A 21,848-nucleotide genomic window follows, 5' to 3' on the forward strand; every position below is an offset into this window, starting at 1 on the left:
TTTTACCAGGTTGAACAGCTATTTATACTAATCCGCTATCCCGGTATTCAGTCGGTGACATTCCTGTATATTTTTTAAAGGCCAGGCTAAAATAATTTGCATCTTTAAACCCCACCATATTACCAATTTCATAGGTAAGGTACAAGGTACTCTTCAACAGCTTTTTTGCTTCCTCCATCCGTACCCGGTTGATATACTCAACACATCCTTCTCCAGTCTCTTTTTTAAATATCCTGCTAAAATAATTTGGCGTCACATAGAGGTGTCCAGCAATATCGGCCACCGATATTTCTTCATTGAAATGTTGTTGAATGTATTCTTTTCCCATTTCTATCAGTTTCCTGGTCCGGTTATTTCTAGCTTGAGAAATGATGGTTAAAATTTCGCGCACAAAGTTCTCTACTAAAGCAAATGCACTACTGAGAGATACAGATTGATGAATATCATGGTAAAGTTCGTCAGGTGTCTTTTCCAGCCTTCTTTCCTGGGCAGCCAGGTCATTAAAGGCTAGATAAAGATTGCTGACTAATTCATAACACTTTGCTTTAGCCCATAGTGGCGTAATCGCAGGCTGACTCTTTATTTGTTCAAAAAACCGGTCTAAAAGTAAAAGTATGATATCTTCTTTTTCTTTGCTTATATTTACCAGTATCTCTTTTTCAATTTTTAATAGATCATTCCACTTCGGCTCATGACACCCTGCCTGTACATCATCAATAAACAAGATACTGTTCTCTCCTGTGATAAACCGGTATTCCAACGCTTCTTTTGCTTCTTCATAGGATCTTTTTATATTTTTAATCCGCTCATACCCTCTTCCGATACCTATAGAAAAAGCGGCCTTTAACGTTTTATTTATCATCTGCTGAATTTTATCCATTAGATCAAAAATCAATCTTGCCGGTTCCTCTTTTTCTTCCTGAAAATAAAACAATATAGTAATTTGCCCTAGTGCATTATAAAAAGTCCATCCTAGATTTTGTTCATCAATCATTTCTTTACAGATATTTTTAACAGCAAAGTGCAGCATTTCCACATGTCCGGTAAAGCTGCTATCCTCCAGGGTAGAATCATAATCCAGTACTGCAACTTGAAAGATTCCACACCTATCCTGGATGTTCAGCACCCTTTGATTGTCATCTAATTCTTGAAGGGTTTGTACTCCGGTAATGAGACGAACCAGGTAATTTTCCCGGATGACAGGCATGTGCTTTTGCAACTGCTGTTCCAGCTCTTTCATTTTTATCCTGCTATTTTGCTCAGAATTGATAGATTTTTTTGTATTTTCTAAAACAGCCAGTAAGTCGTCTGCATCCGTTGGTTTAAGTACATAATCAACAACTCCTAACTTACAGGCTCTCTGGGCATACTCAAATTCATCATAGCCGGTGAGAATAATAATTTTAATGTCCGGATATTTCATTAAAAGTCTTTCACTCATTTCCAGACCATCAATTTCAGGCATACAAATATCAGCAATCACAATATCGGGTTGTAACCGGTCTGCTATATCCAGAGCTTCTTGCCCATTAGCCGCCTCCCCTACTATTTCCATTTCATGTTCATTCCATGCAATAGAGTTTCTAATTCCCCTTCGAATAATTGGTTCATCATCCACAATCATTACGCGATACATCATCATTCCCCCAAATCAGTACAGGCAGGTAACCGGATTTCAACTGTAATCCCACCCTCTATATTTTTAAAGTATGTCAGTCCATATTCCTTCCCAAACCTCAATACAATCCTTTCGTGAACGTTGCGAATTCCATAACCAATCCGTACTTCTCCTTGATAATTTCTCAGCGAGTGATTTAAACGTTCTATCTCTTTCTCATCCATTCCAATCCCGTTATCAATAATTTCAAACACAATATCATTCTTATCTTTTCGTCCGGTGATCAAAATAGTACCTTTCCCTTTTTTATTTTTTATACCGTGATATATTGAATTTTCAACCAGCGGCTGCAAAGTTAATTTGGGTATTTTATAATTCAATATGTCGCCACTAACCATGATCTCCGTCTGCAGTACATCCTGGTATCGGATCTTTTGGATAATCAAATAATTCTTGACATGTTCAATTTCATCCTTAATATCGATAATATCCCGGCCTTTGCTGATGCTAATGCGGAAAAACTTTGCCAGGGCTTTGACCATGGTACTGATATCTTTAGCATCTATTTCCTGCGCCATCCAGTTGATTGATTCCAGCGTGTTGTATAAAAAGTGCGGATTTATCTGAGCCTGGAGGGCTTTTAATTCAATTTCTTTCTGGTGCTTTTGCTCGAGGTATACCTGATGAATCAACTGCTCAATTTTTTTCACCATAGAATTAAATCCTTCCCCTAACTGACTGACTTCATCTCCATAGTGAAAATCTACATAGATATCAAAATTTCCTTCGGAGACCTGCTTCATTTGCTCCAGCAGCTTTCCTACAGGCCTGGAAATAGTAGATGCCAGTAAAATTGATAAGAAAAGAGTTATCACAATAGAAACCATCACCACCACCAGGGTAAGCGTCCCAATAACCTTGTTTTCTCTTAGTAATGCATTCATTGAGACAACACTGACCAGTATCCAGTCCAGCTTGGGAATTTTATAATAAGTTACCAGTTTCTTCCTATGATTCATTTGATAAGTAAATACCCCTTTGTCTCCCTTTAATAACCCTTTACTAATTAAGCCATCATCTACTTTTGTCAAAAGAAGTCCTTTATCCCTGTGGGATACAATCAAACCTTCTTTATTCACGATAAATACTTCTCTATTGTTGTCATTGGATTCACCACCATAAAATTGGTAGAGAGATTGCTCCTTGATATTAATTAAAAGGACACCCAGCCGCTTCTTGATTCTATATATATCATTAATGGTACAGGAAAGAGAAAAAACGTAAGGGTCTATATTCGAAAACAAGGTATTTTTATATGTATCTACCCACAAGGTTCTTCCATCCATTTCAATGGTTTTCTTATACCACTGCTGTTTTGAGAAGTTTCCTTCTCCAACGGCAACCGGGGGGCCTGCATAATACTGCCGCCCATTTTGTTCTTTCAAAATACATATAAAGCTGATATGCTCTTTGGAGTTGGTAAGATTAAACAGTGTTTTATATACCTGGTCGAGAAGCAAGGTGCCCTCCTTATCACTCTCATTCTCTTTTTTAAGCAATTTTTGGACAGAATCATCCGATACGAGAAATACTGAAAGGTCCTCGATATCTTTCATAAACAACTCTATGCTTCTTGCTGCCTGCTCCAGTGTGATAATGGTAGAATGGCTCACTTTATCAGTAAGAATGTGGGTGGCAATATTATATGAAAAAGCTCCAACAACAATTACCGGAATAAATATTTGCAGAGCAGAAAATAAAATGAGCTTTACTTTTAAAGGCATACCTATAAAAAACTTATATATCCTCTTTCCGTTCATCTGTACCCCCCTTTCCCTGCCCTATCTATGATTATACCATACATATTATTTTTATTAAACAAATAGCTATCCCATCCTTATGTAGGCTGAGATAGCTGTATTGTACCCTTAAAATCTGGTTTAACTTATCTAACCTCTACTTGAGTAGAAAAAGTTTTACATTTACTTATATCTGTTACTTCCCCAATGATTTCAAAATCTCCGGTCAGCTTTATGTCTTCGGAGGAACTGCCTACCATCACCTCTATTATTCCCGGTTCTACAACAAATTTCATATCTTCATTGTAGAAGCCAAGCTGGGTAATGGACAGATTGAAACTCACCCTTTTACTTTCCCCCGGTTCCAGGGTTATCCTCTTAAACCCTTTTAATTCCTTTACAGGCCTTGTTACATTGGCAAGTACATCATGTACATAAAGCTGTACAACTTCATCCCCTTTATATTGTCCTGCATTCCGGATATCAACACTTATTTCTACTTTCCCATCTATATTAACTTGCCTTGGTGCTATTTCCAGGTTGCCGTACTCGAATGTAGTATAGCTTAAACCGTAGCCGAACGGATAAAGGGGCTTTGTACTTACTTCCACATAATCTCCTTTCCAGTGGGAACGCCCTCCTGACGGTTTGTGGTAGTAGTATACCGGAATTTGTCCTACAGACCTTGGGAAAGAAATAGGCAGCTTTCCCCCGGGATTATAGTCACCGAACAGGACATCTGCTACAGCCCTGGCCCCTTCTTCACCCGGCAGCCATGCTTCCAGCACAGCCGGAACATGCTGGTCTATCCAATTAATAGAAAGCGGCCTGCCGTTCACCAATACGACAACAACGGGTGTCCCTGTTTCATAAATTGCTTTTACCAGTTCTTCCTGCACACCCGGCAGATTAAGATCAGCTCTATCCCGCGATTCTCCAGTAGTACACCCATCTGTCAGACCAGCTTTATCTCCAACTACTACAATGGCAATTTCAGAATCTTTAGCAGCTTTTACAGCCTCTCCGAATCCATCTTTATTATCTCCAGTAATATCACACCCTTTTGCATAGCGGACCTGGGTTTCAGGAGAGACTTTATCTTTTATCCCCTGCAATATGCTTATAATAGGAACAAAATTGTCCGTTAACTCCACTTTATCGGGTACCGGTGTATTGAATATGCTTGAATTTGCACGCATTTCTTCTAATGCTTCTATATGGCATGGGTAAGCATAGTCGCCGATAATATTTCTAACGCTATCTGCGTTAGGACCGATCACCGCAATAGACTTAATGTCTTTCTTTAATGGCAGCAGGTTGTTTTCATTCTTTAACAATACCATGGACTGCTGGGCAATCTTATGGGCAAGTTCCCGCTGGGCTGGAGTGTCAAATACTCCGGATACCTTTTGAACATCTACATAGGGATTCTCAAACAGCCCTAATAGGAACTTCTTTTTCAAAATCCTTCTAACTACTGCATCAATTAAAGATTCCTCAACTAGCCCACTTTGCACTGCCTCTTTTAAAGGTTGGCCATAACAATCGGTACTTGGCAGCTCAATATCGACACCGGCTTCTAAAGCTGTTTTGGCAGCCAGTGCCTTGTCTTTCTTTAAACGATGGTAATCATAAAGCATATTAATAGCAAAATAATCCGATACTACCAGCCCGTCAAAACCCCAGTGATTCTTAAGAATTTCTGTAAGGAGCTCTTTGGAGCTGTGGCAGGGAACTCCATCCATTTCATGATAGGCAGGCATGATGGAGGCCAATTTTGCTTCTTTTACTGCAGCCTCAAAAGGCAGCAAAAATACTTCATGTAGTTCCCTTTTTGGAATATGTGCCGGGGCCCAGTTCATACCTCCTTCGGAGTTTCCGTATCCTACAAAGTGTTTCCCTGTAGCCATAATACCTTCTTTTAAACTCTCACCCTGGATACCCTTAATATAGGAGACACCCATTTGTGATACCAAATAGGGGTCTTCCCCAAAGGTTTCTTCCACCCTTCCCCATCTCGCATCTCTTGTGACATCCATCAAAGGTGCAAGCGCCTGGTGTGCCCCTGCCGCTTTCATTTGTGTCTTTATAACAGAGCCCATCTCCTTAACAAGCTCAGGCTCCCATGTACTTGCAACACCAATGGTTTGTGGAAAGCAGGTAGCCCCTTTTGCCATATATCCACTACAGGATTCCTCGTGGACAATGGCAGGTATCCCCAATCTTGTATTTTCTACTAAATACTTTTGAATTTCATTTGCTAACCTTGCTGAATCCTGGGGCTCTAAATTGCTTGCCCCGCCTATTCGGGTAATCTGTCCTATTCCACTTTCCATGCGCTCTTTTGCTTTTTCATCACAAAACTTCATATCTTGCAGCACTTCATAGACCCAAATACCACTTAACTGCGCAATTTTTTCGTCCAGATTCATTCTGGACAATAAATCCTCAACTCTTTTGTCCACAGGCTGAGTTGCATCCAGGTACAGCATCTCCTTCTTTCTATTTTGATTTTCCATATTAACCAATCCCCCTTTAAGCCTTATAATGTTCAGATATTCAAAGTCCGCCTGTCATTTTTAATACCTTAAACTAATTCTTGGTTTTGTAAAAATTCTTTGCTGCATCTTCCATGACCTTGGCGGCTTGTTCCGGTGTCATACTACCATCAAAGAGTGCCTGGCACGTATCCTTGTGTTTTTCTCCAAGTTCAGGAGGAAGATACTGGTCATACCAAAGTTGTATAGATGGTGCTGTTGAAATAAGTTTTAGAACCCGCTGGAGTACGGGATCGTCTGTCTTAAAGTTCTTTACCGGGGAAATGCGTCCACGTACCGTCCTCTCTTTTACAGCTTCTTCATCTATTAAATACTGTATAAAGCGAAATGCTTCTTCTGGATATTTGCATGTCCTGGATATGGAATAGAAACCATCTCCCAATGTACCTATAGCGTTATTGGGCTCACCTTTTCCTCCTTCTACCTCAGGAAAGGGGAAAAAATCCAGATTATTCTCATAAAACTCTTTATTTTCATCCTTAATAGTAGCAATATTCCATGTACCTATCAGTTCCATAGCGGCTTTCCCGGAATACATCAGGCTTCTTGATTGTCCGGTATCATAATCCAGGCCATTGAATCCATCAGAAAAAGCTCCCAGCTTCACAAGTTCCTGTATCTTTTGTCCCGCTTTAATAAATGCTTCATCCTCAAAAGTACCGCCCGACCTTGCAGCAGCATTTTTAAACACATCAGGCCCTCCGATGCGGTCTACAAGATACATATAATACATTGAACCGGGCCATTTGGTCCTGTTGGCAAGAGCAAAGGGAATAATTCCTTTACTTCTTAGTTTCTTGACTGTTTCAAGAAGTTCATTATAGGTTTTAGGTGGTGAGATATCGTTTTCCTGAAATATTTTTTTGTTATAAAATATTACAGCTATAGCGGAATTTTCCACCGGCACCCCCCATATTTTCCCGTCAAATGTCACCATGTCTATTGCAGCATCAAGGAAGTAATCCTTATAATTATCCTTTTCCATCATAGGAGTAAGGTCTGCTACCTGACCGGCTTTTATATACTCATAAAGAGGTCCTCCCGACCATGTAGAAAAAATATCCGGCGGATTCCTCGTCCCCATGGCAACGACAAGCTTAATTTTATACGGCTCATTTAAGTAGGGAACAATTTCAACTTCAACATCGGGATAATCTGCCATAAAATGCTCAGCTCTACGTTTGATAACATCAGAGACACTGTCACTAAGTTGAATGTGCCAGAATACGATTTTTTTCTTATTTGTAATGCTTTTTTCCCTGGATAATGCTTCGGTATTCCCTGCTTTATCCCTTTTTTCTTCAACTTGCGTTCTACTGCAGCCGATTAATAGAGATGACAGTATTATCAGTATGCAACTCATCAATATTACATATCGGAACAGGGATCTATGCATACTACTTCCCCCTTAAGCAAATGTATAAATTTCATGCCGCGGTCACAAAGTTATAGAAAGTACTGCTTTTTCTAATTATAGCAAATCCCTATTCAACAGTAAATATTTTACTATCCTTTTATGGCTCCTGCCATCATACCTTTTATGAGCTTTTCCTGACCGACCAGGTAGGCTATCATCATAGGTAATGAAGCAAGTGTCAACAGTGCCATGATCATAGGTATATTGGCTGCATACTGCCCCTGGTATTCCCAGATTCCCAGGGGAAGGGTCCTGTTATTTGTACTCTGGGTCAATACAAGTACAAAAATAAATTCATTCCACAAAAACACCGCATTATATATTGCTAATGTAACAAGACCCGGCCGTGAAAGGGGTAATATAATCCTAAAAAAAATTCCCTTTGGCCCGCAGCCGTCTATGCGCGCTGATTCCTCAAGCTCTCTCGGAATATCCCTCATAAACTCCGTCAGTATGAAAATTGACATGGGAATGTTTAAGGCTACATAAGGTCCTATTAAAGCCAGAAGAGTATCGTATAATCCCAGCTTATTGGTAAGTAAATAGACCGGTATCAACGTAACATGAACCGGTATTGCCATTCCGGCAATAATAATCCCAAAAATCGCAGTATTTAGCTTGAACTTGATTCTGGAAAACACATAGGAAGACATAGCACTCACCAAGAGTATAAGGATAACAGAACCGGCTACCACTACTACACTATTTCTGAAGAATATAAAAAATTTTCCCGTCAATACACCCACATAATTAGAAAGGGTTGGGACCTTCGGCAAAGCCCATACAGGCCCTGACAACAACTCAGATTGTTGCTTAAAACCTGTTTGCACCATGAAGAAAAAGGGAGCTCCGGCAATACATAACCACAAAACTGCTAATATGAAAACAATGACTTGCCTAAACGTAACTTTTGTTTTCATCTTCTACCCCCTCTCCTCTCTTTTAGTGATAGAAAATACCAAAATGGAAGTAACCATAACCACCAGAAAAAGTGCCATTGCAACCGTACTTCCATAACCCATCCTAAATGTGGTAAAAGCATTCTTATACATATAAGTTGCCATGAGCTCTGTGGAATTTACCGGTCCTCCCTCAGTCATGACATAGATAAGGTCAAAATATTTTAATGAACCAACAAGGGAAAGTATTGCAGCTGTCCTTACAGTTCCTTTGAGAAGCGGAAGGACAATCTGCCAGAAATACTGGCCGCGTGTAGCCCCATCTATCCATGCAGCTTCAAATAGTTCTCCCGGAATAGATGTCATGGCTGCGAGAAAATAAATCATGTAGAAGGGTATATACTGCCAGCATATTACGGCAATTACTGAATAAAGCGCAACACCCGGTTCACCCAACCAATTCAAAACCAATCGTTTTAATCCTACCGCATTTAAAAATGCAGTTACAATACCAAACTGGGGGTCATATACATATTTAAATAATATACCTACAGCTACCGATGACATAAGCATGGGAAAAAAGTATACCGTTTTAAAAAGATTCAGTTTTCTGCCGCCGCTGTCCAGAAGAACAGCCAGGGCCATACCGATAGGCAGTTGGATTGCAATGGAAAGTATGACAATAATAAAATTATTTCCCAGTGCCCGCCTGAAAATATTATCTTTTAAAAGTTCAAACCAATTTTCAAAGCCTATAAACTCCTTTACCGGATCAATGCCATTCCATTTTAGAAAGCTCATATGAAAGGAAGAGAATATAGGGTAGACAACAAAAACAAAAAGGAAGAATAATGTTGGTAAAAGAAAAAGTATAATAGTAGAGGTATATTCATTTCCTTTCAATCTTGTATTATTTTTTAATAAGAGTTGTTTTGTACTGATTTTAATGACCTCCTTTCTTCATAAAGTGCCCCATCATAAAAGAAGGGGCACCTTTTAGCCTTATATAGGTCTTACATTTTTTATTTACCGAAGAACTTTTTAGCGCCTTCTTCCATTTTCTTTGCAACTTCTTCCGGGGTCATGCTAAGCCCGAAGAGTGCCTGGCATGTATCCTTATGCAATTCGCCCAGTTCTGGAGGCAGGTACTGGTCGTACCACAATTGTACGGAAGGTGCTTTTTCAAGCATGCCCATAACTCTCTGGAGAAGAGGATTTTCCGGCTTAAACCCTTTAATAGGTGGTATTTTGCCATCTGCCGCTCTCTCTTTTACAGATTCTTCGTCTATTAAAAACTGGATAACCTTGAAAGCGTCTTCCGGGTTTTTACTTTTCTTGGATATAGAGTAGAAGTTATCACCGACCGTACCTACTACGTTGTTAGGATCTCCTTTTCCACCTTCAACCGCAGGAAATGGGAAGAAATCAAGGTTTTCATTATAGAACTTCTCGTTTTCAGATTTTACAGTAAAGATATTCCACGTACCCATAAGTTCCATGGCAGCTTTCCCGGAATACATCAAGGTTCTGGACTGTCCGGTATCATAATCCAAACCATTGTAACCATCTGAAAAAGCCCCTAATTTTACAAGTTCCTGTACCATTTGTCCTGCTTTGACAAAGGCCTCATCTTCAAAAGTACCGCCTGTCCTTGTAGCAGCTTTCTTAAATACATCCGGACCTCCAATACGGTCTACAAGATACATATAATACATTGACCCCGTCCATTTGGTCTTATTGGCAAGTGCAAAAGGAGTAATCCCTTTAGCCTTTAATTTTTTTACAATATCAACAAGCTCATTATATGTTTTTGGTATAGAAAGGCCATTTTCTTCAAAAATTTTCTTATTATAGAAGATGCCGGCGACAGCTATATTTTCTACCGGAACACCCCAGATTTTATTATCAAAGGTTACCATACTGATGGCACCATCCAGGAAGTAATCCTTATAGTTGTCCTTATTCATCATATCGGTAAGGTCTGCTACCTGACCGGCTTTTACATACTCATAGAGTGGTCCGCCTGACCAAGTAGGGAAGATATCCGGTGGATTTCCGGCACCCATGGCAACCTTAAGCTTTGTCTTGAAAGGGTCATTCTGAAGAGGTACCACTTCAACTTCAACATTAGGATTTTCAGCCTTGAAGCGGTCAACGGAATTTTGTATTATTTTAGGACCATTGCCAGTAGACTGAATATGCCAGAAAACAATTTTCTTCTTTTCTGCTTTCTCTTTATCCGCTGCAGGTGCACTTTTTTCAGCAGTCTTTGTCTGTTCCTGGGCCGCGGACTGGTCCTGCTTGGGCTTTTCTTTGTTTGCAGAACTGCAGCCGGCTAATGCTAGCGTTGCAATCAAAGAAATACAGATAATTGAGACCTGTAACCTTAAAATTGACTTCTTCACTGTATTCTCCTCCTTTAGATTTATTTTGTTGTTCTTTGTTACAAGTCAATATTATCTTTTTTGGTAAATATTTTGAATAGAATATTCTACACATTTCTTTGTTTTTGTGTTCATTAAGAAAAAATTTAGGACTTATGGTGCTATCTGGCCTCAGTAAATACAGAAAAAGCCTAAATATATTTTGAATGATGTATTTAGGCTTTTATAGGCTGACAACTTAATAAATATAAACTCCAAATATTAACGTTGGATAAATCCTTAATCTTAAGTAATTACTTTATTTTCAGCTTAAAAGTTTTAATTTCATAAGGATTTCTAGTGAATGCAAAACTGTTTTCCTTAAGCTTAATAGTTAACTTTATAAAACACTTTATCCTTTTATACCTGTGAAGGTGACTCCTTCAATGAACTGCTTTTGTGCTATAAAAAATAGTATGATAATAGGTAGTGAAATCAAAACCGATGCAGCCATCATCGGTGGCCAGTTAGTTATATGCACACTCTTAAATTGTTGTAAACCTATCTGGAGCGTATACATTTTAGCTTTTGTAAGATAAATCAAAGGACCTGTAAAGTCATTCCATGAATTTAATAACTGAAAGATTGCAACAGTCAGAATTGCCGGTCTACAAAGCGGAAGAAAGACCTTTGAATATATACTGAATTCAGAACATCCGTCAATCCTTGCTGCATCTTCAAGGTCTTTAGGCAGCCCTTTAAAAAACTGCCGAAGTAGAAAAATAAAAAAAGGGACACCAAGGTATTGAGGAAGTATCAAAGGCCAGTATGTTCCTACCAACTTCAACTTGGAAAAAAGAATAAAAATCGGAATCATAATTACCTGATATGGAATCATCATTACAGCAATGGTAAGGAAAAATAAAAGGTCACGTCCTTTCCACTCGAGTCTTGCCAGGCTATATGCAGCCAAGGGACAGGTTAATACGACTCCTATTACATTTGCCCCAGTAATAAAAACAGTGTTTATAAAATACTTCCCAAAAGGAATTACTTTGAATATATCATAATATGCTTTAAGATTCCACTGGTCCGGCAGCCATTTTATCGGATAAACAAAACATTCAGCCTGTGTTTTAAAAGAAGTAACTACCATTATGTAAAATGGCAGCATGAAAAATATACTTATGCTAATAAGGACTACATGGTATGAAATGCTATTCACTAATCCTTTTAATTGTTTCTTCAATGATAACCGCCTCCTATTCTCCCATATAATGGACCCATTTTTTTGACGTATATTGAACAATCAGTGTTAAAATCATGATCATCACAAACATGATCCATGCCATGGCATTCGCTGCGCCCATTTTAAAATATTGAAATGCATTTTTATATAATAACATGGAATAAAACATCATCGAGTTCGCCGGAATCCCCTGTCCGTTAGTAATAACAAAGGGAAGAGTAAATTGCTGCACTGCAGCAATGATTCCCATGATAATATTGAAAAAAATAACCGGCGTTAATAAAGGCAGTGTAATATGTATCACCTTACCAAATGCACTGGAACCATCAATTGTGGCTGCTTCATAGTAATCTTTTGGAATATCCTGCAGTCCAGCTAAATAAATAAGAACAGTTGTCCCAATCGTCCAAAGGGAAATGAGAGCTACTGAAGGTTTTGCCCACAACTCGCTTCCAAACCAGGGAGGCCCGGGCAACCCTATTTTATACAAAATATAATTAACAAGGCCAAACTGGCTGTTAAGAAGCCACTGCCATATGATAGATACTGCAACAACAGGCACAAGAGTAGGAATAAAAGTGATTACACGATATATCCCCTGTCCCTCGCTTTTTACATTTAAAATAATTGCCAGCAATATCCCAAAAATCAAACTGGCCGGTACTACTAAAACAGTATATACAAAAGTATTTTTAAGTGAAATCCAGAAAATCCCATCATGTACTAAATCAATGTAATTTTGAATGCCATTAAATTTTTCCGGAGTGATTCCTTTAAAAGCTGTAAAACTGTAAAATATAGATGAAATAAGAGGATAGATATAAAATGTTATAAGTCCGGCTAACCACGGGAAAGCAAACAGCCAACCAGTAATCTCTTTCTTGTTTTTATTGAAGAATCCAGCTCTTATTTGCCTCATGCTTTCATGTGCCTCCTTCGATAGAATTTCAGGCGGGAAATATCATTATTTCCCGCCCGGTTACGGCTATATTGCTTTTTACTGTTAAAATCCTAACTCCTTGTTCACTTTCTCAGTTACTTTATCCAACAGTTCCTTAGGCATTCCTTTTCCATGCAGCGCATTGTCAGTAGCTGTAGCTAACTCATCCCATAACAGCTGTCCTTTTGAAATGGCAGGACGGCAGTAAGATTTAGGGAATAATTCCAGGAATATTTTAGCTTTCGGTTCATTTTTAACCCAGGTAAATTTGTCATTTAAATCCTTGTAACTCATAAAATGTACAGTATCTTCTCCATAAATCCTTGCACCCTCTTCTACTGACATAAATTTAGCAAATTTGAATGATGCTTCCTTATTTTTAGTCCCTTTTGGAATAACATAGCACCATCCACCCGCCCATGAGTTGAAATTAGATCCGGTAGGAGTCGGGATATAAGATACACCGTAATCAAGGTCCTTAAATTCTTTAAAACCGGCTATTTCCCATGGTCCACTAATCATCATGGCAACCATTCCTGCACTAAAGGGGTTGATATCACCACCAGAAGCACTGGAGAAGTTAGTAATGGCCTCAATATCATATTTTTTTGCATATGTAGTTTCCCATTCCAATGCTTTAACGATATCAGGGTGGTTAGCGGTTATTTTTCCTGATTGATCCTGGAATTGGCCGCCGAAAGCCCACCCCCAGGTGTAGAGCCATCCCTGGCTTAACCACGGAATAAATCCAATAACCTTATATCGATTGCCCTCTTTCTTGGTTAATTTCTCTGCATATTCATCCAGTTCCGCTATGGTCAAAGGAGGTTTCTCTGGGTCTAACCCTGCTTCCTTAAACATTTTCTTGTTATAATAAAGTACACGGCAGTCCGTATCAAAGGGCATGGCATATATTCTGTCTTTATAGCTTGCTTCTTTAATGGCAAAATCATAGAACATGTCCTTTGTAACACCGTTAGCTTGAGCAAGGTCTGTCAAATCTTCAAAAAGTCCTCCTGAAGCCCACTGGCTTACCATAAATCTGTCAAAGAGAACAACATCCGGGGGACTGCCACCATTGATTGCCGTAGTTAATTTATCCGTAATCCCCTGTCCACTTCCACTAGCTCCAACAAATTCAGCAGTTACTTTGATATCAGGATTTGCTTTATTGAATATATCAACTGCTTTTTCCAGAGCATTTTTGTCTCTACTGTTCCCATGTGGAAACCAGTAAGTTATTTCAACCGGTTTACCCTGCTTTGGAGTACTTTCTGTCTTATCGGTATCCGACTGTTTAGGAGTTTCATTGGTCTTCTGTTCTTTTGACGGACTACCGCAGCCTACCAATGCCGTTGATAGTACTAACAACATAGAGAGTAATAGTGCCGCTAGCCTGAAGGTGTTTTTTCCCAACATATTGTTTCCCCCTTACATTTATTCCTGTAAAACTCGGTCAAATTTTCTTCTTCTGAAATACTTGATTTTTTCTTTTCAGAGATAATATAATATATATATAAGTATTACTAAGTACTTTACATTTTCTATTTTAGTTCACAGTTCACGGTTCACAGGATTTTCTTGGCTAATTTCTGTGAACTGAGAACTGTGAATCGCGAACAAAATAACAGTAATGTAACATACTTAGTGTTATTTATATAGGATATAAATTTAGATTGTTTGATTTTCAAGGAACTTACAATATCAGGGCAGATTTGTTCTTATTTCACCTCCCTACATTAGAGCATTGTGGGTTCTTTTTCTTTTTTACCGAGTTCTACTGTACTTTTATTATATAAAAGCCCTATTATCATTGAAAGGGGACTTTCATTGTATTTACTCTATTATTTTTGTTCTTTAGGTTAAACACTTTTCCCGATATTCGGCTGGTGTCATCCCTTCCATATCTTTAAATATTTTCACAAAATATTTAATATCACTATAGCCTACCCTATCTCCTACCTCATATATTTTATATCTGGGTTCTTTCAGCAGTTCTTTCGCCTTCTGTATTCGAACCTTCATTAAATACCGCGTAAATGGTTCTCCCATTTCTTCACAAAACAGCTTGCTAAGGTAAGATGGATTTAAATGTACGAAATCTGCTGCTGAAGCCAGGCTTACTTTTTTATTATAATATTTATTTACATAATCCACCACCTCCCTAATAATTTTTCTCATACCGGTGCCTTTTAATTCTTCAAACCGGTTTTTTGGTTGATTTGTTTCCCGCTGCTGCAATCTCTCCTTTTCTATATCGATTATACATTTTTGCACAGTTTTTATAACCTCATTTTCATTTAGAGGTTTTAAAATATAATTATAAACACCTAAAGAAATTGCTTCTCTAGCATAATTAAAATCCTGGTATCCACTGATAAAAATAACCTTTATCTGAGGATATTCCTGCTTTAAAATGGTGCTAAGCTCCAACCCATTAACATCCGGTATCCGTATATCAGTGATAACGATATCGGGTTGATTTTTTCGTATTATATCAAGTGCACATCCTCCATCCTCAGCCTCCCAAACTTCAGAAATACCGTACATCTCCCAATCAATAACTTCACGTAACCCCTGTCGTATCCATTGTTCATCATCAACTATTAAAAGCTTATACACGAATCTCTTACCCCCTTTTTAATTTTTCCGTATAGGGACCAAAACCTGAACAGTGGTACCTTGATTTACCCGGCTCTGGATTTTTAACCCATATTCTTCTCCATAATATAACTGGATTCTCTTATGGATATTTACGAGTGCAAAATTTTCACCATCAGCCAGTTGGTGCCCTCTAAGACCCTGATTAATTTTTTCTAATTTTTCAACAGGTATTCCTACGCCATCATCCTGAATAGTAAACATCATACTTTTGCCTAAGGAATATAGCTTTACCCGAATATTACCCTGCCCTTTTTTCTTTTCGATTCCATGACATATGGAATTCTCTACTAATGGCTGAATGATTAAATGTAAAATACTATAGTCAAATAGGGTTTCATCTAAATCCATATGTACATTAAACTTATCTCCGTAACGTACTTTCTGGATACTCAAATATTCTTTAATCAGGTCAATCGTTTCTTTTACCGTAACCACTTCTTTACCACCGCTCAAGCTTAATCTGTAAAAGTGAGATAAAGAAAACGTTAGCTCGCTTACCATCTTCATTTTATTTAACCGGGCCATCCAATGAATGGAGTCTAAAGTGTTATATAAAAAATGGGGATTAATTTGTGCCTGTAAATTTTTTACCTCAGCTTCTTTGTATAACAACTTTTGATGATACAATTCATCAATTAATTTTTGGATTTGATTAACCATCTGGTTAAACCCCCTGTTAAGCAAACCGAATTCATCTTTTCTTTCTTCGGTAATTTGTACTTTAAAGTTTCCAGACTGAACAGATTTCATGGAATTTTCTATTGTTTTGATAGGCTTATAAATGCTTTGTGAAAAAATATATGCTAAAAAAAATGCCAATCCCGCCGATAAAAAACTTACACCTATGGCTAAATTCCTTACCTTGCCAACATTCAATATCATATCACTATAGGGTATTAGAGAAACATATTTCCATCCTGTATATTTAGAAGTGGTATATCCAATCAGCACTTTCTTCCCATGCACCGTATCTAAAAGATATCCCTGATTCAAATTTAAAATCCTGTTAAAATAAGGTGCTTTTTCACCTAAATCTTTAACATCTCCTGAAGATAGCATAATTTGGTCATTATCAAGTATTAAAGCTGCTCCTTCTTTACCTTCCTTTGAACTATCTAATAAACTATATCTGATGCTTTGCAAGTTGATAGCGATACAAGCTTCACCAATAGCCTTCCCTTCATAGATATTGTTTATTTTCTTTTTTAGTATAAAAACACTTCCTACAACGTCGGTAACATTTGGTGTAACGCCGTGTGACAGCACCCACCCGGAGCTGTTAGTATCAGTATTCACCGGAATACTTAGCCAATGATAATAGCTCGGTTTAGTAACTTCTAAGACTTTTCGGCTGTTATAAGATGTAAACATTATTTTCTGATCATAAAGATAGATGTATATAGCTTGAATGTATCTGCGGTACGATTGAAGAGTAAAAATCTTATTCCAGATATATTCAGTTTCTCTATCCTGAGAGTAATCATCTTTTCGGCAGAATTTTTTGAGTTCATTGTAAAATTCGGGACTTGCAGTTAAAGAAGTTAGTTGGTCTTCAGCATCAGATAATATACTATCCATTACACGACTGGTACGGAGTAAATTGTTGATAATAGAATCCCCTTTTTTTTCCATTAAAATTATCTTTGTACGATAATACATAACAGAAGTAATCAATGTCGAAGGAATAATAATAATTATAAGAAAAAAGACAATAAGCTTATTCTTAATACTATACAGATTGAACAAATGAGTTCCCCCATTTCCCGTCTTTAATAAAAGCGCCGCTGTAAGCTTTGGCTACTTTTAAACTACCGATTTAGAAAATAAATTGTATCTTAATATTCTACAAACTGAAATGCCTTTATCACCTGTACTATCTTCACACTCGCACCTTCTTTTTATCATTATGTTTAATTTTGATTCATATAATAACAGCCACTCTTTATCTTTTCGTCTTTTGCTGCTATATAAATATTATAGCATTTCTTTTAGCATAATGAAAACTGCTTCTGATTACCTATTTTTATGATACGGTATACATCTCCTCATCATTATCACTTTCTACAAAGTCTGTAGTACCTATTTTGCCCAACTCGGCTTCCACAGAAACTCCAAACTTTTTGGCGTATTCAACCACCGCCGCTGTTATGGCTATATTTTCATCCAGCTTCTTTTCAGAAGCATCAATCATAACGGATTTAAACCCAGCGTCTACAGCCTTTTTAATTAAGTTAATTTCTTTGGTGTGGTCCAGGTGCAAGACTACCGGTACGGTAATGTCCTTCTCTTCTACACATTTATAAAACTCACCAGCAAACTCCCCTGGAGTAATCCCGTACAGGATCAGTTCCCTCTGCGAGATTTGTACAATAACAGGCGAACTGTTTTTCTGGGCTACATTTAAAATGGGTCCTATCAGCGGCGTATATCTGGGTGAAAAGGACCCGACAGCATAATGTCCTGCCTCTGCATCTTTTAGCACCTCTCTTAGTGTTACAATATTATTTTTCATATTTCCACATCCTGTTCTATAGCGTTAAAATACTCCTTTAAAGGTTTTTGAAGCTTCATATATCCTTTTTCAAAAATATGTTTATATATTTTCACATTCAACTGTCATGTTTTCTACATCCAATCCATGTGCTTCAAAAGCTACATTTTTATCCACTTCATTTCATACAAGATACTTTTCTATACACTTCTCAAAACATCAGCATTATGTAATCAAAGACCACCACACCTCAATGTGATCCGTTGTAAAATATCAAGTCAATTTTTGAAAGTTGAATGACTTATATTCTAAATAATAAATTTTTTTACAGTATACAGCAGCTTGATTCAAAGAACAACTACATAATTAAAATCTCCCTATAGCCTCCTTTCCAAGCCAGTTCGTCTTTAAAAACTTGGGAACTTTTAAAGTAAAAATATGATTTTATTTTATCAATATTCTACTCATAAATTAATAAAATTTTGATTATTTTTTAAATCTATTTGAAAATTAAGGATTTTTTTAAACACCAAGGGTCACAACCACCATAGCAATCAGTCCAAACCGCTCCATTCATCGTATTTCATACTGCAGTGCAAACTTCTCATACATTTATGAAGAAACCTCTGAAAATATATAGTAAATTACACTTTGTAAACAAAGCACAATTTCCTACATAGTAAGAAAAGTCCTGTGCCTTGGATTTCTCTCCAAATTACAGAGATCCAGGCTCTGGCATATATCGGGGCCTACATGTCCTGAATTGTAAAATATGGTACAATCCTTATTGCATTTACGCACAGTACCTGTTATTCTTTTCTTGAAGTTATTTAATACCTGCGCTGCATACTTCTTTCGCTCATTTTCATCTGCCGCGTAGAAAAGCTCTGATAAATATAGCATTTATCAGAGCTTTTAGTTTTCTCTAGCACTGTTAATACGACGTTATTTTGGGCCGGAAAATGCTGCTTACAGCAACAGGAATTTACCCAAAAGGATAATGTATAGCATTATCAAAACCTCAATAAAAATAACCATATGGTAATTTTGAATGTGCCATATGGTTATTATTTTGTTTAAAAAGCGGGAACGATGGCTCCACTATACTTTTCATTTATAAACTTCTTCACATCGTCTGAATTTAATATTTTTACAAGTTCCATAATTTTAGGGTCTTTTTCATTATCCGGTCGCACCGCTAATATATTGGCATACGGGGAGTCCTTATCTTCGATAAATAATGCATCCTTTGTAGGATTCAACTTTGCTTCAAGGGCGTAATTCGTGTTAATAACTGCAATATCAACATCTTGTAAAACTCTAGGAAGTTGTGCTGCTTCTAATTCTTTAAATTTCAGATTTTTAGGATTTTCTATAATATCCTTTGGGGTCTGCGTAAGATTTTTTTCATCTTTTAGTTTAATTAACCCCTGTTTTTGAAGAAGTAGTAATGCTCTTCCTTCATTTGTTGCATCATTAGGTATTGCAATAGAAGCATCATTTTTCAATTCACCTATTGACTTTATTTTATTTGAATATACACCCATAGGCTCTACATGCACCTTTGCAGCAGCCACTAATTTAATATTCTTTTCTTTAGCGAAGTCATCCATGTATGGTATATGTTGAAAAAAATTTGCATCCAGTTGTTTATCGTTTAATGCTATATTAGGTGTAGTATAATCAGTAAACTCTTTTATTTCTAATTCAATACCTTTTTCTTTAAGAATTGGTTTTACAAAATTTAATATTTCCGCGTGGGGAACAGGTGTCGCGCCAACCACCAACTTCGTAGTTTTTTCTTCAGCTTTGTTTGCATTAGTACTGTCAACATTTGAATCTGTAGCTGAGCAACCTGCTAACACTATAATTGAAAATATTATTAATATTGATAAAAACTTATTTATTTTTTTCATGACGTATCTACTCCTTTTATCTTTTATTAACTTTCTTCGCAAAAAAGTTTCCTATAAATTGTATAACTTCTACCAAAATAACCAGGATAATGATAGTTGCTATAAGAACATCTGTTTGAAACCTTTGATAGCCATATCTTATTGCAAGGTCTCCCAATCCACCTCCACCAATAGCACCTGCCATCGCAGAATATCCTAGTATATTTATGATTGTCAGTGTTATTCCAAGTATCAATGATGTCATAGCTTCAGGAATCATAACTTTAAATATTATTTCAGGTATAGTTGCACCAACAGATAAAGATGCTTCAATTACTCCCCAACTCACCTCCTTTAAAGAAGACTCAATTACCCTGGCAACAAAGGGCGCAGCGGCAATTGATAAAGGTATGATAGCTGCTGTAGAACCTATAGACGTCCCAACAATCAACCTAGATAGGGGAAATATGGCAATAATCAATATAATAAAAGGTATTGAACGCATTATATTAATTATCGAACCCAATATTTTGTTTAATTGAGGTTTTTCCCAGATATGCCCTTTATCTGTTATTACTAGAATAATACCAAGAAAAAGCCCCAGTATTACTGAAAATAAAGTTGAAAAGAAAACCATATACAGTGTTTCTAACAAAGAAGGTAGCAATAGCTGCCATAAATTTTTTATATAATTTAGTACTTCAAGGGGCATTATTTTTTAACACCTCAATTCTTAGCTTATTTTCTGTGAGATAGTTTATTGCGGATGAAATACTTTCCTTATCTCCAACAAGCTTTATAAGTAAATTTCCAACCACTGCATTTTGTATCCTATCGACAGTACCAGCGATGATATTAGCATCAATATTAAATTTCTTAATCATATAAGAAATGATAGGTTTTGTTGCACTATCTCCTACAAATGAAACTCTTAAAATTTCTTCCTCCTGATTGCGGTCATCAAGCAAAATACCTTCAGGAAGTTCTGCAAACATATCTTTTAAAAATCTTCTTGCCACTAGTGTCTTTGGATTTGAAAAGATATCAATTACATTGCCTTCCTCAACTATCCTTCCGTTCTCCATAACAGCTACCCTATCACATATTTTTTTTATGACTGACATTTCATGAGTTATAACTACTATTGTAATACCAAATTCTTTATTGATATTTTTAAGAAGATTTAGTATTGATTCTGTAGTTGTAGGGTCCAGTGCCGACGTTGCCTCATCTGAAAGGATTATATCCGGTTTATTGGCCAGTGCTCTTGCTATTCCCACCCTTTGCTTTTGTCCACCTGACAATTGTGAAGGATATGCATATTTTTTATCTTTAAGTTCTACAAGTTCTAAGAGTTCATCTACCCTTTTTTCTATTTCTCTTTTTGGTACTTTGGATATTTTTAAAGGGAATGCAATATTATCATATACTGTTGAATTCATTAAAAGATTAAACTGCTGAAAAATCATTCCTATCTTTTTTCTAACCTCTCGTAAAAATGCCGAACTAAGTTTTGTTAAATCAACGTCATCTATCAATATTTCACCAGAAGTTGGCCTCTCAAGTAGATTAATACATCGAATCAAGGACGATTTTCCGGCTCCACTTAGCCCGATAATGCCAAATATATCTCCATCATTAATAGTGAGATTGATATCTTGTAACGCATGAGTCATTGTACCATGGGTATTATAAATCTTACTTAATTTCCTGATCTCTATCAAATAGCTCCCCCCTTCAACTTTATAATGCATAAAAAGTATATTAAAAAAACCTCTTCAAGATAAAAGAAGAGGTTTTGTTTTCTCTCTTATCTCTCAACATGTTAAACATGCTGCAGAAATTGGCACCATACATTACCGCTGGTTGCCGGGCTTCCTTGGGTCAGTCCCTCCACCTCTCTTGATAAGAATTCCGAGTATTAATATATGTTTTATTTACTTTTCATAGAATAG

Annotated in this window: 16 protein-coding genes and 1 riboswitch; all 16 genes read right to left on the bottom strand. The window is 37.0% G+C overall.

The window, feature by feature from the left end; all coding sequences use genetic code 11:
* Window positions 1-22: 22 nt before the first annotated feature.
* The 16 genes from CIB29_RS13180 to CIB29_RS13255 all read right to left on the bottom strand — a co-directional run bounded on the left by CIB29_RS13180 (window position 23) and on the right by CIB29_RS13255 (window position 21,617).
* Entirely contained in the window at window positions 23-1,642 is a 1,620-nt protein-coding gene (locus CIB29_RS13180; RefSeq protein ID WP_094550401.1) for a response regulator, read from the bottom strand.
* A complete protein-coding gene (locus tag CIB29_RS13185; protein WP_094550403.1) occupies window positions 1,639-3,438 on the bottom strand; it encodes a sensor histidine kinase in 1,800 nt (599 codons plus the stop codon). Before CIB29_RS13185 ends, CIB29_RS13180 begins: the two co-directional genes overlap by 4 nt.
* A 125-nt stretch (window positions 3,439-3,563) precedes the next feature.
* A complete protein-coding gene (locus CIB29_RS13190; protein WP_198543882.1) occupies window positions 3,564-5,936 on the bottom strand; it encodes a glycoside hydrolase family 3 N-terminal domain-containing protein in 2,373 nt (790 codons plus the stop codon).
* Window positions 5,937-6,009: 73 nt separating this feature from the next.
* A complete protein-coding gene (locus tag CIB29_RS13195) occupies window positions 6,010-7,371 on the bottom strand; it encodes an extracellular solute-binding protein (RefSeq protein ID WP_094550405.1) in 1,362 nt (453 codons plus the stop codon).
* A 110-nt stretch (window positions 7,372-7,481) separates the two neighbouring features.
* A complete protein-coding gene (locus tag CIB29_RS13200) occupies window positions 7,482-8,312 on the bottom strand; it encodes a carbohydrate ABC transporter permease (RefSeq protein WP_094550407.1) in 831 nt (276 codons plus the stop codon).
* A gap of 3 nt (window positions 8,313-8,315) precedes the next feature.
* Window positions 8,316-9,092, bottom strand: coding sequence for a carbohydrate ABC transporter permease (locus CIB29_RS13205; RefSeq protein WP_198543883.1), 777 nt, complete (start codon window positions 9,090-9,092; stop codon window positions 8,316-8,318).
* 221 nt (window positions 9,093-9,313) lie between these two features.
* Complete coding sequence (locus CIB29_RS13210; RefSeq protein WP_242965222.1) at window positions 9,314-10,696, bottom strand: extracellular solute-binding protein; 1,383 nt, start codon at window positions 10,694-10,696, stop codon at window positions 9,314-9,316.
* A 370-nt stretch (window positions 10,697-11,066) separates the two neighbouring features.
* Window positions 11,067-11,903 carry a carbohydrate ABC transporter permease gene (locus tag CIB29_RS13215; protein WP_242965223.1) on the bottom strand — a complete coding sequence of 279 codons (837 nt, stop codon included), beginning with the start codon at window positions 11,901-11,903 and terminating at the stop codon, window positions 11,067-11,069.
* Window positions 11,904-11,916: 13 nt separating this feature from the next.
* Entirely contained in the window at window positions 11,917-12,822 is a 906-nt protein-coding gene (locus tag CIB29_RS13220; protein ID WP_094550411.1) for a carbohydrate ABC transporter permease, read from the bottom strand.
* A gap of 84 nt (window positions 12,823-12,906) precedes the next feature.
* Window positions 12,907-14,262 (bottom strand): ABC transporter substrate-binding protein, encoded by a 1,356-nt coding sequence (locus CIB29_RS13225; protein ID WP_094550413.1) that lies wholly within the window; start codon window positions 14,260-14,262, stop codon window positions 12,907-12,909.
* Between the two features lie 438 nt (window positions 14,263-14,700).
* Window positions 14,701-15,465, bottom strand: a complete 765-nt coding sequence (locus tag CIB29_RS13230; RefSeq protein WP_094550415.1) for a response regulator transcription factor — start codon at window positions 15,463-15,465, stop codon at window positions 14,701-14,703.
* Between the two features lie 18 nt (window positions 15,466-15,483).
* Window positions 15,484-17,253 (bottom strand): sensor histidine kinase, encoded by a 1,770-nt coding sequence (locus tag CIB29_RS13235; protein ID WP_094550417.1) that lies wholly within the window; start codon window positions 17,251-17,253, stop codon window positions 15,484-15,486.
* Between the two features lie 277 nt (window positions 17,254-17,530).
* On the bottom strand, window positions 17,531-18,019 hold the full coding sequence (locus CIB29_RS13240; protein WP_094550419.1) for a class II fructose-bisphosphate aldolase: 489 nt from the start codon (window positions 18,017-18,019) through the stop codon (window positions 17,531-17,533).
* 1,055 nt (window positions 18,020-19,074) lie between these two features.
* A complete protein-coding gene (locus CIB29_RS13245; protein ID WP_094550421.1) occupies window positions 19,075-19,914 on the bottom strand; it encodes a MetQ/NlpA family ABC transporter substrate-binding protein in 840 nt (279 codons plus the stop codon).
* Window positions 19,915-19,930: 16 nt separating this feature from the next.
* A complete protein-coding gene (locus CIB29_RS13250) occupies window positions 19,931-20,605 on the bottom strand; it encodes a methionine ABC transporter permease (protein WP_094550423.1) in 675 nt (224 codons plus the stop codon).
* Window positions 20,595-21,617 (bottom strand): methionine ABC transporter ATP-binding protein, encoded by a 1,023-nt coding sequence (locus CIB29_RS13255; RefSeq protein ID WP_094550425.1) that lies wholly within the window; start codon window positions 21,615-21,617, stop codon window positions 20,595-20,597. The genes CIB29_RS13250 and CIB29_RS13255 overlap by 11 nt, the downstream gene beginning before the upstream one ends.
* Before the next feature lie 83 nt (window positions 21,618-21,700).
* Window positions 21,701-21,805: riboswitch (SAM riboswitch) on the bottom strand.
* Between the last annotated feature and the right edge of the window lie 43 nt (window positions 21,806-21,848).

It is taken from the genome of Petroclostridium xylanilyticum (assembly GCF_002252565.1).
GTDB classification, from domain to species: domain Bacteria; phylum Bacillota; class Clostridia; order SK-Y3; family SK-Y3; genus Petroclostridium; species Petroclostridium xylanilyticum.